This is a genomic window from Pedobacter sp. AC190, from assembly GCF_979258025.1.
On the sequence record NZ_OZ409824.1, the window covers coordinates 872,785 to 887,527 of the forward strand.

12 protein-coding genes are annotated in these 14,743 nt (G+C 36.7%); all 12 read right to left on the minus strand.

Annotation, left to right across the window (positions count from 1 at the left end):
- Window positions 1–15: 15 nt before the first annotated feature.
- Window positions 16–1,374: a cell division protein FtsA gene (ftsA, locus tag ACZZZI_RS03890; protein WP_316759713.1), complete on the minus strand. Its 1,359-nt coding sequence runs from the start codon at window positions 1,372–1,374 to the stop codon at window positions 16–18.
- Window positions 1,375–1,420: 46 nt separating this feature from the next.
- A complete protein-coding gene (locus ACZZZI_RS03895; RefSeq protein WP_463488617.1) occupies window positions 1,421–2,548 on the minus strand; it encodes a cell division protein FtsQ/DivIB in 1,128 nt (375 codons plus the stop codon).
- Complete coding sequence (gene murC / locus ACZZZI_RS03900; RefSeq protein WP_463488618.1) at window positions 2,541–3,896, minus strand: UDP-N-acetylmuramate--L-alanine ligase; 1,356 nt, start codon at window positions 3,894–3,896, stop codon at window positions 2,541–2,543. The genes ACZZZI_RS03895 and murC overlap by 8 nt, the downstream gene beginning before the upstream one ends.
- 97 nt (window positions 3,897–3,993) lie before the next feature.
- Complete coding sequence (gene murG, locus ACZZZI_RS03905) at window positions 3,994–5,097, minus strand: undecaprenyldiphospho-muramoylpentapeptide beta-N-acetylglucosaminyltransferase (RefSeq protein ID WP_344765008.1); 1,104 nt, start codon at window positions 5,095–5,097, stop codon at window positions 3,994–3,996.
- Between the two features lie 97 nt (window positions 5,098–5,194).
- On the minus strand, window positions 5,195–6,385 hold the full coding sequence (locus ACZZZI_RS03910; protein ID WP_316759725.1) for an FtsW/RodA/SpoVE family cell cycle protein: 1,191 nt from the start codon (window positions 6,383–6,385) through the stop codon (window positions 5,195–5,197).
- A gap of 15 nt (window positions 6,386–6,400) precedes the next feature.
- Entirely contained in the window at window positions 6,401–7,747 is a 1,347-nt protein-coding gene (gene murD, locus ACZZZI_RS03915; RefSeq protein WP_463491763.1) for a UDP-N-acetylmuramoyl-L-alanine--D-glutamate ligase, read from the minus strand.
- Window positions 7,748–7,814: 67 nt separating this feature from the next.
- Window positions 7,815–9,062, minus strand: coding sequence for a phospho-N-acetylmuramoyl-pentapeptide-transferase (gene mraY / locus ACZZZI_RS03920; RefSeq protein ID WP_463488619.1), 1,248 nt, complete (start codon window positions 9,060–9,062; stop codon window positions 7,815–7,817).
- Window positions 9,062–10,519 carry a UDP-N-acetylmuramoyl-L-alanyl-D-glutamate--2,6-diaminopimelate ligase gene (locus tag ACZZZI_RS03925; RefSeq protein WP_463488620.1) on the minus strand — a complete coding sequence of 486 codons (1,458 nt, stop codon included), beginning with the start codon at window positions 10,517–10,519 and terminating at the stop codon, window positions 9,062–9,064. Before ACZZZI_RS03925 ends, mraY begins: the two co-directional genes overlap by 1 nt.
- A gap of 80 nt (window positions 10,520–10,599) precedes the next feature.
- Window positions 10,600–12,702 (minus strand): penicillin-binding protein, encoded by a 2,103-nt coding sequence (locus ACZZZI_RS03930; protein ID WP_463488621.1) that lies wholly within the window; start codon window positions 12,700–12,702, stop codon window positions 10,600–10,602.
- Window positions 12,692–13,126, minus strand: coding sequence for an FtsL-like putative cell division protein (locus tag ACZZZI_RS03935; RefSeq protein ID WP_316759738.1), 435 nt, complete (start codon window positions 13,124–13,126; stop codon window positions 12,692–12,694). Before ACZZZI_RS03935 ends, ACZZZI_RS03930 begins: the two co-directional genes overlap by 11 nt.
- Window positions 13,123–14,028: a 16S rRNA (cytosine(1402)-N(4))-methyltransferase RsmH gene (gene rsmH, locus ACZZZI_RS03940; RefSeq protein WP_463488622.1), complete on the minus strand. Its 906-nt coding sequence runs from the start codon at window positions 14,026–14,028 to the stop codon at window positions 13,123–13,125. The genes ACZZZI_RS03935 and rsmH overlap by 4 nt, the downstream gene beginning before the upstream one ends.
- Entirely contained in the window at window positions 14,018–14,488 is a 471-nt protein-coding gene (gene mraZ / locus ACZZZI_RS03945; RefSeq protein WP_316759743.1) for a division/cell wall cluster transcriptional repressor MraZ, read from the minus strand. Before mraZ ends, rsmH begins: the two co-directional genes overlap by 11 nt.
- Window positions 14,489–14,743: the final 255 nt, after the last annotated feature.

Below are 14,743 nucleotides of genomic sequence, written 5' to 3' on the forward strand. Positions count from 1 at the left end.
TTTTGTGGAAAAAAATTAGCTTTTCAAGTAATCTTCATCGCTTACATCCATATCATCCTGGATGAAAATCTTTGTTTTTGCAAGTAACTTATCAAATAACCCTGGACCGCGTTTCTCTTTTTCTTTCTGAGGTTTTGATTTATCAACGATTACAGTGCCTTTCTTAATTTCAATTTCCTGCTCTTCCGCACGCTGAATGCCTTTGATTAATAAACCAACACTTGTTGCATACATCGGGCTTTTCAAATCATCATAAATGGTTTTCGGCATATCTTCATATTTAGATAAATGCTCGTTAGGATAACCGATACGGCAATCCAAGCCAGTTACATATTCTACCGCCTGAGATAAGTGCTTTAATAACGCACCACCGCCAGTAATCACAATACCACCAATTAATTTTTTCTCGTATCCAGAAGCTTTAATTTCATAATAAACGTGTTCTATAATTTCTTCCATACGAGCCTGAATCACGTAAGCAAGATTTTTTACTGAAATTTCTTTAGGCTCTCTACCGCGTAATCCTGGAACACAGATAATTTCGTTTTCTTTATTTTCTTCGGCCAAAGCAGATCCAAAACGTGTTTTTAATAACTCAGCCTGATTACGCATCACCGAGCAACCCTCGCGAATATCTTCAGTTACACTGTTACCTCCAAAAGGAATAACAGCGGTATGACGAATAATCCCTTCATGAAAAATTGCAATATCAGTTGTACCACCCCCAATATCTACCAAAGCAATACCAGCCTCTTTCTCTTCATCGCTCAACACCGATTCAGAAGAAGCCAAAGGCTCAAGAATTAAATCCTGAGTTTGTAAGCCCGCATTATTTACGCATTTGATAATATTTTTAACTGCAGTTACCTGACCAGAAATGATATGAAAGTTAGCCTCTAAACGAACGCCAGCCATACCAATTGGATCTTTAATCCCTGGCTCATTATCTATAGTAAATTCTTGTGGTAACACATGAATAATTTCTTCTCCAGGAGGCATAACCAGCTTGAACATATCATCAATTAACTTATCGATATCTTTTTTACCGATTTCGTTATTTAATTCTCTTCTGGTTAAAATGCCACGATGCTGCAAGCTTTTAATATGCTGGCCAGCAATACCAACATTCACCACCTGTATTTCTACATTTGATTGTCCGCTGGCAATTTCTACAGCCTGAGCAATTCCCTGAACGGTTTTCTGAATATTAGAAACCACTCCTCGAGTAACCCCTGCCGATTCTGCCTTACCGATGCCTAATACCTCGATTTTGCCATGCTGTGTTCTGCGACCTACGATAACACATATTTTAGTAGTACCGATATCCAGGCCGACTACAATTGGAGACTGACTGGTAAATTTTGCCTTGTCCATATTCGTTAATTTTGTTGAGTTATATATTTTGTTCTTGAAAGGGATCTTATTTATTCTTTTTCTCTACTGGTTTCTTCTGATTTGCATCAGGCTTTACAGTTTTTGGTTTTGACACCGTTTGTGCTGAAGCTGGTTTATCATTTTTAGCTTCTGTTTTTACGGGAGTCGCTTTTGGTTTCTCTTTAACCACCTCTGGTTTGGTAATCGTGGGTTTAGGCTTTTTCACCTCGGGCTTGGCCGCAATTGCCTTAACCTGATTATCTTTACGATCAGCATCGGGATTTGTTTCTGCAATTGATTTCCCAATGACGTCTCTTATCAGTGAATCGGATACTTTCCTTGTTATCCTCGAACTATCAGCAGCTGAAAGTACTTTTACCTGTTTCTTTATTGCTGATGAATCTCTCTTCTCACCAATTATTTGATTGGTATATTTAATGTTAATCGTTTTGTAGGTCTCCCATCCAACTTGCGGCATAGCCTGTTTATAAAAAACCAACAGGTTTTTCATTTTTTTATCCAATGAATCTGCTGTACCCAAAATAATTCGCTGATTACCTACTCTTGGTATCAATTGAATATCGTTTTTAGTATCAACAATTATTTGTTCAATCTGGCTATCCCAAAGTGTATCTTTCTTAAAATATTGAGCGGTTTTGTATAAATCTCGAGCCATTTGCGTTCTCAAAGTATCAACACGTGTACCAAACACTTCCTGAATATTACCTGTTGCAACCAGCACATTCGCCGTAAAGTTTGGCGAGATTGGCATTTTCAAACCATCGTTATCAATATAAAAATCCTGACCCGTTAAGTTCAAAATTCTAAGTATTGGCTGTCTCTGTTTAATTTCGATATGCAATACCCCATCCATATCTACATAAACCTTCGCAAAACCGATGTATGGATTAGCTTGTAGTTTTTTCTCAATCTGATGGATGTTTATTTTCTCCAGGCTACGTCCAATTAAAACACCTTGATCTTCTCTTAAAATCTGATCAACTTCCTCTCTTTCGATAAAATTATCAGCTCCAGGAATTAATATTTTAACATTGGTGCATTTTACCGTTTGCTTTTTAACGTTAATAAAACTTAAAAGCACAACCAATCCTGCCAGGCTGATTAGCCAGGCAAAGCCAGTAAAAATTGCGCTCCAGTTTATTCGTTTAAACATGGTTTAATGTGTTTTTTAAAGGTTCAATTAAAGTATCAATATCGCCTGCACCAACTGTTAATACTAGTTCTGGTTTTGTTTTGGCAACATAATTAATTACAAATTCTTTACTACAAACTTGTTTATCAGCTAATGTAATTTTATCCAACAGAAACTGCGAATTGATTCCTTCAAGCGGCAGTTCTCTCGCTGGATAAATATCTAACAACATCAAATCATCTGCTGTACTCAAAACTTTTGCAAACTCATCTGCAAAATCTCTGGTGCGGGTAAATAAATGCGGTTGAAAAATAACGGTTAATTTCTTTTCTGGATATAATTGTCTAAGGGCATCAAAACAGGCTTTTAGTTCTTCAGGATGATGCGCGTAGTCATCAACATAAATTTGCTTTTCGTTATCTACAATATATTCGAAACGACGTTTAACTCCTTTAAAGTTTGCAACCGCTTGCTTGACTTTATCAGCCGATATTCCCAATTTTAATGCAATAGCAATGGCAACAGTAGTATTTTCTACATTATGTTTACCAGGCAACATTAAGTTTAAATCTTTAATCTGTTGAGTTTGGTCCGAATAATCAAAAACAAATTTCGAGCCTTCCACTCTTAAGTTTTCTGCTTTAGCGTCTGCTGTTGAATTTGCAGCATAAGTAATTGCATTTTTAACTGGCAAGCCTTCGTGCACATATAAGCTACCTTCAGCTTTAAGCTGACCTGCAAAAAGATGAAACGACTCTTCCAGTTTGCTTTTATCGCCATAAATATCCAGGTGGTCCGCATCCATTGAAGTGATTACAGCAACATCAGGATGTAACGTTAAAAACGATCTGTCGTACTCATCAGCTTCTACAACAACTACATTATTAGCTCCAAATAAAACATTGCTGTTGTAATTACTAGTTATCCCACCCAAAAAGGCTGTGCAATCGTAACCTGTATCTTTTAAAATATGCGCAACTATAGAAGAAGTTGTGGTTTTACCATGCGTACCCGCTATGGCGATGCAAAACATTCCTTTACTGATAATACCTAGAACTTCAGAACGTTTTTTTAAGCTGAAGCTTTTATTTTTAAAATGATTTAAAATTTTAGAATCCTTCGGGATTGCTGGGGTATAAACAATTAATGTATCATCGTGATTATCTAAAAATGCACATGGCAAAGATCCAGATTCATCAAGATAAGAAATTAGAATACCTTCGCGTTCGAGCGTTTCGGTTAATTTAGTCCGCGTTTTATCGTAACCACAAACCAAAACACCCCGCTTAGCAAAATAACGGGCAAGCGCACTCATACCGATACCACCGATACCTATAAAATACACCCTATTTATTTTACTTAATTCCATTTTTTTAAGGTTAAAGTAGAAAAGGTAAAGCTTAAAGCTGCTTTTCTATTCGTTCAACTAGTTTTTATTATAGTTTATTTAGGTTTAGTCTTTTAGCTTATTTAATCAATTTCAATACTTCTCTCGCTATAATTTCATCCGCTGCAGGCAGTGCCATTTTCCAAATATTTTCAGAAAGCGTTTCGCTGTAAGTTTTATCGTTTAATAATCGTAGCGCTTCAGTTACTAAAGTGTCCTCTGCAGAGCGATCGTTGATCAAAACAGCGGCATTATTCTTAACTAAAGCCAACGCATTTTTAGTTTGATGATCTTCTGCAACGTTAGGCGATGGCACCAAAATAACCGGCTTTCTAATTAAACAAAGTTCAGCAATGGTTCCTGCTCCTGCCCGACTGACAATAACATCTGCTGCTGCATAAGCTAAATCCATTTTATTCAAAAATTCCAGAATACGCACATTAGGATGATAGTTTAAACCTAATCTTTCGATAATACCTTTATAATAAAATTTACCTGTCTGCCAGATTACCTGAACATCCTGCGCTATAATTTCAGCTAAATGTTTTTCTATACTTTTATTTAATGTTCCTGCACCAAGGCTACCGCCTGTTACCAAGATTGTTTTCTTTTGAGGATCTAGCTTTAACAGTTCTGCGCCCGAATAGTGCTTACCTTTTATATCTACAACTTCCTGTCTAACCGGGTTTCCTGTTTTCAATATTTTATCAGAGGGAAAAAACTGATCCATATCATCAAAAGCTACACAAATTTTTGAAGCCTTTTTACCCAACCATTTATTGGTAACACCTGCATAAGAATTCTGCTCCTGAATTAAATATGGAATTCCTTTTAACGAAGCTGCGTACAATAAAGGGCCAGAAGCATAACCGCCAACTCCAACTACCACATTAGGTTTAAAATCATTTATTAGCTGCATGGCTTTACGCACACTGCCAATAACTTTAAATGGTAAGGCAAGATTTTTAACAATAGAACCTCGTTGAATACCACTGATGTTTAAACCGACAATTTTATATCCTGCCGCTGGAACCTTTTCCATTTCCATACGACCCGTTGCACCCACAAATAAAATTTCACAAGTCGGCACAATGCGTTTTAGTGCATTGGCAATGGCAATGGCGGGAAAAATGTGCCCGCCTGTGCCACCTCCTGATATGATAATTTTTGGGGAATTATTCATTTTTATTTGTTAAACTCGAAGCCAAAAGACCAAAATCTAAAGCTTTCTTTTTAAAATATTATTTCTTTTTTCTGCTCTCCGCTTTCGCCTTAAGCTTCTATGCCATCGCAGGAATCTCACCTACAATTACTTTATTATTCTTCACTTTATCTGTCGCATCTTTTCCCGCAACGTGCTCTTCAACATCACGGCTTACACTTAAAATAATGCCAAAAGCCACACTGGTAAAAATCATAGATGTTCCACCCATACTTACTAATGGAAGTGGCACACCTGTTACCGGCCCTAATCCTACTGCTACGGCCATATTTGCGAAAGCTTGTATGGTTAAGCTAAAGCTTAAACCAGCGGCAAGTAAAGCTCCAAATGCCTTGGGTGCCCGTGTTACTATTTTTATACATCGGTACAAAAGCACCAGGTAAAGCATCATAATCACTAATCCTCCAAACGTTCCCCATTCTTCAATAATAATGGCGAAAATAAAATCCGAATAAGGATGTGGAAGGAAATTGCGCTGCGTACTGTTACCTGGTCCTTTACCGAAAACTCCACCCGTAGCCAAAGCAATTTTTGCCTGGTCGGCCTGGAAAGTCTTATCAGAATGCTGTTGCTCTGGATGCATGAAAGATTTTATACGAGATGCGTACGTTGCTCTTCTTGGACCTAAAAACACTACAAACATTAACAGTATTGCACCACCAACACAAACTAATGAAATTTGTTTGATACTGATACGCCCAATAATTAAAAGCAAAATACTCACACCAAAAAGCATTAATGCTGTAGATAAGTTAGCCAGTGCAATTAAAACAAACACCACACAAACAGAACCCATAATAGGAATAAAAGATTCTTTAACATTCTTAATGTTTTCTTGTTTCTTGGTAAGCATTCTGGCCAAAAAAGTAATCAAGGCAAGTTTTGCTAAATCGGATGTTTGGAAGGTTAATCCAATTACTGGTATTTTAACCCAGCGTGATGCATCGTTTACATTTGCACCAAACACTAAAGTATATAACAATAAAGGAACAGTCACAATCATCAATATTTTTGATATTCCAGCATAATAACGGTAATCGAGTAAATGTGAAATGTAAATCATTCCAATACCTAGTAAAACAAAAATTAAGTGTTTGGTTAACAATAACTTCTCTACTGCTTCTCCCTTTTTATATGCAAGCGTACCCGTAGCACTATAAACTGCCATTACAGAAATAAGCGAAAGCAGGATGATGATCAACCAGATCCATCTATCGCCTTTTGTTTTATTTAATAGTGCTTGAAGCATAATAAAAACCTCCTTCTATAATTCTTTAACTGCCGCTTTAAACTGATTACCGCGGTCTTCATAATTCTTAAACAAATCGAAACTGGCACAGGCTGGAGAAAGTAAAACTGCATCTCCTCGTTTAGCTAAGTGAAATGCAATCTGCGTAGCTTCCTCTGCTGAAAAAGTATTTACAATAACTTCCACATCATCTTCAAATGCATCGTGAATGCGTTTATTATCTTTACCAAGGCAAACAATAGCTTTAACTTTACTTTTCACCAAATCCTTAAGCATGTTATAATCATTGCCTTTATCAACGCCGCCCATAATCAAAACCACATCAGTTGTCATGCTTTCTAGAGCATACCAGGTAGAATTTACATTGGTTGCTTTACTATCGTTGATAAAATCAATTCCCGAAATTTTAGCCACATGTTCTAATCTGTGCTCAATATTTTTGAAATTGCCCATGCTCTCGCGAATGGTGTCATTTCTTAATTCTAATACTTTGGCAACAATGCCAGAAGCCATAGAATTATAAATGTTGTGCTTACCTTGTAAGGCTAAATCTGAAATAGACATGGTTAGTTCGTTATTTGGTTCTGTGTGAATATGTATTGTATCGTCTTGTAAGTATGCACCTTGATCAACTTTTTTCACAATTGAAAAGGGATATGTGTTTGCTAAAGGCAATACGCCTTTAAGCGCTTTTAAACTTTCTTCATCGTCAGCACAGTAAATAAATACATCAGCTGAGGTTTGATTCTGGATAATCCGCATTTTAGATGCAGCATAATTTTCCAGTTTATAATCGTATCGGTCTAAATGATCAGGCGTTATATTTAATAAAACTGCTACATCTGCTTTAAACTGAAACATGTCATCAAGCATGAAGCTCGAGATCTCTAATACATACCAATCAAATTCTTCATCTGCAACCTGCGCTGCAAAGCTTTGTCCGATGTTGCCTGCTAACCCTACATTTACACCAGCATTTCTTAGGATATGATAGGTTAGTAGACTTGTTGTTGATTTACCGTTCGAACCTGTTATACAAATCGTTTTGGCGGTAGTGTATCGTTTAGCAAACTCTATTTCTGATACAACCGAAATACCTTTTGCAAGCAATTTTTTTATAATTGGAGCTGTTGCAGGAATCCCTGGGCTTTTAATTACTTCAATTGCATTTAATATTAGTTCTTCGGAATGTTGTTCTGATTCGAAGGCAACACCTAATTCCTCTAATGCGGCTTTATACTTATCAGTAATTACACCATAATCGGATACAAAAACATCGAAACCCTTTTGCATCGCTAATTTTGCAGCACCAACTCCACTTTCACCAGCCCCCAAAATTACCACACGGCCTTGCCCTGCCATTGCTGACTTAGGTTGAATAGGCGTTTGTGTAGAATTATTGGTTTGCATTTTTATTATTTTTTGTTACTTATCTTAATTTTAAAGTTACTATTGTCATAATCGCCAGCATGATTCCGATAATCCAAAAGCGGTTAACAATTTTAGCTTCATGATATCCTTTTTTCTGATAGTGGTGATGCAAAGGCGCCATTAATAAAACCCTCTTGCCTTCGCCAAATCTTTTCTTTGTGTATTTGAAATAGGTAACCTGCATAATAACTGATACGAGTTCTACCAAGAAGATTCCGCAGAGTATCGGAATTAATAATTCCTTACGAATCATAATTGCGAACGAGGCGATAATACCACCAATAGCCAAACTTCCAGTATCGCCCATAAAAACCTGTGCTGGGTACGAATTGTACCAAAGAAAACCAACACAAGCACCAACAAATGCACCTGCAAAAATCATAAGCTCTCCCGAATTCGGGATATACATAATATTGAGGTAATCGGCGAAGCCAACGTTACCCGAAACATAAGCCAAAATACCCAGCGTAGTTCCGATTACTGCCGATGTTCCTGTTGCCAGACCATCGATACCATCGGTTATATTAGCCCCATTCGATACAGCCGTGATAATAAAAACAGTGAAAGCAAGAAAAACTAAGAAAGCGTATTTCTCATAACCTGTACCTAAAAACTTAAGCACCTTTGCATAATCAAACTCATTATTCTTGTAAAAAGGAATATTGGTTTTGGTTGATTTTACATCTTGCGTATAATAAAAAGTTTCACCTTTCTGACGTAAAACCATTGGTGCAGAAGAGGTGGTTTTCACATTATCCTGAACGGTTTCTCTAACAACAATATTAGGGTTGTAGTACATAGTCCAGCCTACAATTAAACCTAAACCTACCTGACCAACTACTTTGAAACGCCCTGCTAAACCTTCTTTATTTTTTCTGAATACCTTTATATAATCATCTAAAAATCCGATTGCGCCCATCCAGATGGTTGTAATGATCATCAGGATTACGTAAACGTTAGAGATATTTGCGAACAATAACGTCGGAATTAAAATACCGAGCAAAATAATAATACCACCCATTGTTGGGGTACCTTGTTTCTGCATTTGGCCTTCTAAACCTAAGTTTCTTACTGTCTCACCAACTTGTTTTTTATGCAAATAATCAATCAGTCTGCGACCGTAAACAGTGGTTATAATCAATGATAAAATAATAGATACTGAGGCACGGAAAGTGATGTATTGGAACAACCTTAATCCAGGTATATCATAATGCTTATGCAGGTATTCGAATAATAAATATAACATTAGCTGGCAGGGTTTAATTGTTCAAGTAAAATTTCCTTATCATCAAAATGATTACGTACGCCATTAATTTCCTGGTATTTCTCATGGCCTTTTCCAGCAATAAGAATAATATCTCCGCTTTTTGCCAAATGGCAGGCCGTTTTTATCGCTTCCCTTCTATCTAAAATGGATATTGTTTTACGTTTGTTGCTTGGCGAAACACCTGCTTCCATTTCCGAAATAATAGCAGCTGGATCTTCTGTTCTTGGGTTATCCGAAGTAAGGATAACTTTATCACTCCAATCGCAGGCAACTTGAGCCATTACAGGGCGTTTAGTTTTATCTCGATCGCCACCACAACCAATAACAGTAATAACCTGCTCTGTTCCTTTTCTGATATCGGCAATGGTGCCTAATACATTCTGAACCGCATCTGGCGTATGTGCATAATCTACAATACCAATAATCTTATCTTCAGAAACGATGTAATCGAAACGACCTTCAGCGCCAGTTAAACGACTTAAAAGGGTTAAAACCTTTAATTTATCTTGTTCTAATAAAATTGCCGTACCGTAAACAGCAAGTAAATTATAGGCATTAAACGAACCGATTAATTTAAAGAAAACGTCTTCGTAATCAATATCAAGATGCAATCCGCTAAATCCATTTTCAACAATTTTTGCTTTGAAATCGGCCAGCTGCTTAAGCGCATAAGTTTTTTTGTGCGCCTTGGTATTCTGTAGCATAACCATACCATTTTTATCGTCGATATTGGTTAACGCAAAAGCTGATTTTGGCAGAATATCAAAAAATGCCTTTTTAGCTTTTAAATAACTGTCAAAAGTTTTATGAAAATCAAGATGGTCATGCGTTAAATTCGAGAAAACACCGCCTGAGAAAGTAAGACCTTCAATTCTGTGTTGTGCAACCGCATGCGAACTCACTTCCATAAAGCAATAATCGCAACCTGCATCAACCATATCTTTCAATAGCTCATTAAGCACCAATGGATTTGGTGTAGTGTGTGTTGCAGGTACAATAACATCATTTACATAGTTTTCTACGGTTGATATAAGACCTGTTTTATAACCTAAATCTCTAAAAAGCTTAAATAAAATAGTTGCAATCGTTGTTTTACCATTGGTCCCTGTAATTCCAATTAGCTTTAAATCTGCTGATGGATTTCCATAAAAGTTGCCCGCCATAATACCCAAGGCAACTGATGCATTTTCGACCTTAATGTAAGTAGCATCAAAATTTTCAATTTCAGGCAGGTTTTCACAAATTATAGCTTTAGCACCTTGTTTTAAAGTCTGCTCAATAAAAAGATGGCCATCTGATACCGTACCTGTTATCGCAAAGAAAACATCATTTTCAGTTACCTTACGCGAATCAAAGTTTAGGGCATGAATTTCCCTGTCGGTTCTCCCAACCAATTCTTTTATTGTTACGCCATAAAGTAAATCCTGTAATTGCATATTATTTATTTTTGAATGATTGAATTTCAGATGATTTAATATTTAATATCCACCATTCCAATCCATCCCCCTCTAATTCTTTAATCTAATTGTATATCGACTAATAATCCTTTACCAACTTTTGTCCCAGCCTGCACCGATTGCCTGATTACTTTTCCAGAACCAGTTACTTTGGTTTTAAGCCCTGCATTACCAAGCAGATAAAGTGCATCCTTTAAACCCATCCCAGCTACATTTGGCATTACGCCTTTGCGTTCACTATTTTCCTGGAAAATTGTTCCGGCACTGGTATCAATTGTGTTGTAATATTCTGATTTCGACGCAAAAAGTGGCTTAAATCCAAATGCTTTGTAAACCTTTTGAGTGGCTTTACTTTGACCAGCCTTAGTTGGCGGATTACCTGTATTCCCCACCAATCTCACCGGAACATCGCTATACACTTGCATATCGCTGGCATAAACCCGGTCTGCAATTTCTCTGAAAACCGGACCTGATACCGAACCTCCATAATAACCACCTTTAGGATCGTTGATTACGACTATAAGCGAGTATTTGGGCTTGTCAGCAGGGAAATAACCTACAAAAGACGCCTGATATTGTTTTTTTGCTTTATATCCTTTATTACCATCCGCAACTTGCGCAGTACCGGTTTTACCAGCGATTTTGTAAAGCGGATTATATACAAATTGCTTACCACTGCCCTGGGTAACTACGCCCTCTAACATCTTTTTTATTTTACTCAATGTTACTTCCGAGCAAATTTCTTCGTTAATTACACGAGCCTTAAACTGCTCTATCGGGTTGCCCAATCTTCTAATTTCTTTTACAAAAATTGGCGCTACGTATTTACCATTATTCGCTACTGCATTATAAAATGAAAGCATTTTTAATGGGGTTAACTGCATCTCATAACCATAAGCCATTTGTGGCAACGTCATGTTTCTATTCCAGCTTTTATTTGTTTTAGGATTCTTAACTACAGGCTGTGCTTCACCTGGAATTTGCAAAACCATTTTCTCATTTAAATGCCAATCATACAAATGATCTGTAAATTTTATCGGATCATTACCGTAATGAGTGTTTATTAATTTTGCAATTGCTGCATTTGAAGATTCTTCAAACGCTCTTTTTACCGTAACAGTTTCTATTTTGGGGTGAGAATCGGTAATTAATTTACCAGGAATTTGATAATAACCTGTACCGATTAACGAATTAGTATCAACCAATTTATCTTCCAAAAGTGCCATGTACGAGGCGAGTTTAAAAGTAGATCCTGGATCCTGATTACCTGCAATCGCATAGTTAAATTTCTCCTGATAAACCCCTGTAGATACTTTTGAAAAATTTGCAACCGCTCTAACTTCGCCTGTAGCTACCTCCATTAAAATTACAGCACCATGGTCAGCATCACTTTTGATCAATTGCTTTTGCAAGGCACTTTGAGCTAAATCCTGCATATTAATATCAATGGTCGAAATAATGTCAGCACCATCTTTTGGAGCAACCTCTTCCTCATCATTAACAGGGACATAAACACCACCAGCAATGCGTTGCATTAATCTTCTGCCCGTTTCTCCATTTATGTATTGATTATAAGCACCCTCTAAACCAACACCGTTTGCAACATTGGCATTTTTATAACCAATCGTTCTGGCAGCTAAAGCCTGAAAAGGCAATATGCGTTTGTTTTGTTGTACCGCAATTAAACCTCCACTAAACTTACCAATGTTGTATAAAGGAAAAGTTCTCACGGTTTTTAAATCAGCATAATTTACTTTACGACGAATTAACACGTAACGAGCACTATCCTGACGACCTTTACGAAGAATTCTAGAATAGTCTTTTGCAGTTTTATCCTGAAATAACTGAGCAAGCTTAAAAGCCAGCGAATCAACTTTTTCATTAAAAACTTTATCTTCCGCTATACCGCCTGCAAACATATCCATACGCAATTCGTATTCTGGTACCGAGGTAGCAAGCAAACTTCCATCATTAGAATAAATATTTCCACGAGTAGCTTCAACAGCCATGTATTTCGTAGAAAGACTATCTGCCATAGCTTTCCATTTATGCCCCTGTACAAACTGCACCTGGCCAAGACGTAAAAATACCGCCAAAGCAAAAAGCACAATTAAGCCAAATGCCAGATATACACGAAGCAATATGTTTGCTCTAATATTCATTGCTTTTAACAATTAGTTTTTTGGGTGGTTCAATTAATTCTTTTATTCCAAGGGTATCTACCTTTTTAGCAACCTCTGTTAATTTGCTTTTAAACATTAGGTCTGCTTTTAAAGATTTATACTCCCATCTCAACTCTTTAACTTCTTTATTTAACTTATCAATTCGGCGAACATTGTTTACAGCAAAATGGCTGTTAGCAATATAAATCATGCCTAAAAGAGCCAAAAAGCATAAAAACGGCAATGCATCTGTTGCCGCTTCTTTCGATATTACACCTTCATTAAAAAACTTTCCGATAAATGTTTCGCTAAACTTTTTATCATCTTCTGATTTTATTTTTTCAGTTTTAATCTTTTCAGATTTAACTTTTAATTCAGGTTCAGGTCCGAATTCTTCATCTATATCTTCTCTGAACTTGTTCATATCTTTTCAGCTATTCTTAATTTCGCACTGCGAGCTCTGTTGTTTTGTGCAATTTCTTCATCAGTGGCAATTATCGCTTTGCGGGTAATTACGTTAAATGGCTTTTGCTGATTTCCGAAGAAATCTTTTTCTACTTCGCCCTGAAATTTGCCTTTAGCCATAAAGTTTTTTACTGGCCTGTCTTCCAAAGAATGATAAGACATTACAACTAAATGGCCTCCAGGCTTTAAAACATCAGCTGTTTGCTGTAAAAAATCTTCTAGCACCCTGATTTCTGCATTTACCTCAATTCGCAATGCCTGAAAAACCTGCGCCAAGTACTTATTCTCTTTACCTTTTGGGATATATTCTGAAATAGCCGATTTGAAGCTATCGATATCTGTGAATGATTTTTCTAAGCGAGCGGTAACCACTGCACGAGCTAACGATTTAGCATTTTTAACCTCTCCATAGATTCCGAAAATTTTATGAAGCTTATCTTCAGAATAAGTATTTAGAACTTCGGATGCCGTTAATGAACCATTTCTATCCATACGCATATCCAAATCTGCATTATGACGAATAGAAAAACCACGCTCAGGAACATCAAACTGATGAGAAGAAACACCCAAATCAGCTAAAATACCATCAACCTGCTTGAAACCTTTTAAACGAAGATTATTTTTTAGAAATCCAAAGTTTTGATCAATAAATATAAAACGATCATCAGCAGGAATATTTCTTTGCGCATCTGGGTCCTGATCGAAAGCAATCAATCTGCCATTCGGACCAAGGTATTTCAAAATTTCTTTTGAATGACCACCGCCGCCAAAAGTAACATCAACATAAACCCCATCTGGTTTAATATTCAAACCATCGATACAAGGTTGCAACATCACAGGTACATGGTAATTATTCTCCATCTACTCCTCCTTTCTGTTTACCTAAAACACGTTCCGCCTTTTCAGCAAAATCTTCATCCTGCTCTTCAGCAAACGAAGCCTCGTAAGTTGCCTTATCCCAAACCTCAATCTTATCCAACTGTCCAACCAATACTAATTCAGAAGTTATACCTGCATGATCCAATAATGTTTTCGGGAGCAAAACACGACCAGCAGCATCAAGAGACAATTCGGTAAGACCACGAAGCATGGAACGCAAGAAACCACGTCCATCTTTTTGAAAATAATTCACTTCCTCTAATCTCTGCTCCATCTTTTCCCAAACTTTCATCGGATAAATAATCAAACTATTCTCAAAACCACGGCAAATCATAAGACCCTCACGCTCAACATCAGGCAATTTTTTCTTAAGCATAGCAGGAACCATAAGGCGCCCCTTAGCATCAAGTTTACAATCAAATTCGCCGAAAAGTTTGGACATAGTGGTCTTTACACTTTTTATGTAGTGTAAAAGTAAATAGTTCTACCACTTTTTACCACTTTTTACCACAAAAAAGTTTTCCACATACTCTTTCTCCCACTTTGCCTTTAAAATGAAGAAAGAAAAATCAGTCTCTGTAATTAAAAAAACCGCTTAAATACTGATAAAAAGCAAGTTATGATTAAAAAGCCAAATTTTTTAAAAACATATTAACAAAGAAAAGATATTTATTGCCTAGTCTATAGCGGAGTCAAA

What these genes read in the sequence shown, in the direction of transcription:
- ftsA (WP_316759713.1), bottom strand. Translation starts at nt 1,374, where the DNA reads ATGGACAAGGCAAAATTTACCAGTCAGTCTCCAATTGTAGTCGGCCTG.
- ACZZZI_RS03895 (WP_463488617.1), bottom strand. Translation starts at nt 2,548, where the DNA reads ATGTTTAAACGAATAAACTGGAGCGCAATTTTTACTGGCTTTGCCTGG.
- murC (WP_463488618.1), bottom strand. Translation starts at nt 3,896, where the DNA reads ATGGAATTAAGTAAAATAAATAGGGTGTATTTTATAGGTATCGGTGGT.
- murG (WP_344765008.1), bottom strand. Translation starts at nt 5,097, where the DNA reads ATGAATAATTCCCCAAAAATTATCATATCAGGAGGTGGCACAGGCGGG.
- ACZZZI_RS03910 (WP_316759725.1), bottom strand. Translation starts at nt 6,385, where the DNA reads ATGCTTCAAGCACTATTAAATAAAACAAAAGGCGATAGATGGATCTGG.
- murD (WP_463491763.1), bottom strand. Translation starts at nt 7,747, where the DNA reads ATGGCAGGGCAAGGCCGTGTGGTAATTTTGGGGGCTGGTGAAAGTGGA.
- mraY (WP_463488619.1), bottom strand. Translation starts at nt 9,062, where the DNA reads ATGTTATATTTATTATTCGAATACCTGCATAAGCATTATGATATACCT.
- ACZZZI_RS03925 (WP_463488620.1), bottom strand. Translation starts at nt 10,519, where the DNA reads ATGCAATTACAGGATTTACTTTATGGCGTAACAATAAAAGAATTGGTT.
- ACZZZI_RS03930 (WP_463488621.1), bottom strand. Translation starts at nt 12,702, where the DNA reads ATGAATATTAGAGCAAACATATTGCTTCGTGTATATCTGGCATTTGGC.
- ACZZZI_RS03935 (WP_316759738.1), bottom strand. Translation starts at nt 13,126, where the DNA reads ATGAACAAGTTCAGAGAAGATATAGATGAAGAATTCGGACCTGAACCT.
- rsmH (WP_463488622.1), bottom strand. Translation starts at nt 14,028, where the DNA reads ATGGAGAATAATTACCATGTACCTGTGATGTTGCAACCTTGTATCGAT.
- mraZ (WP_316759743.1), bottom strand. Translation starts at nt 14,488, where the DNA reads ATGTCCAAACTTTTCGGCGAATTTGATTGTAAACTTGATGCTAAGGGG.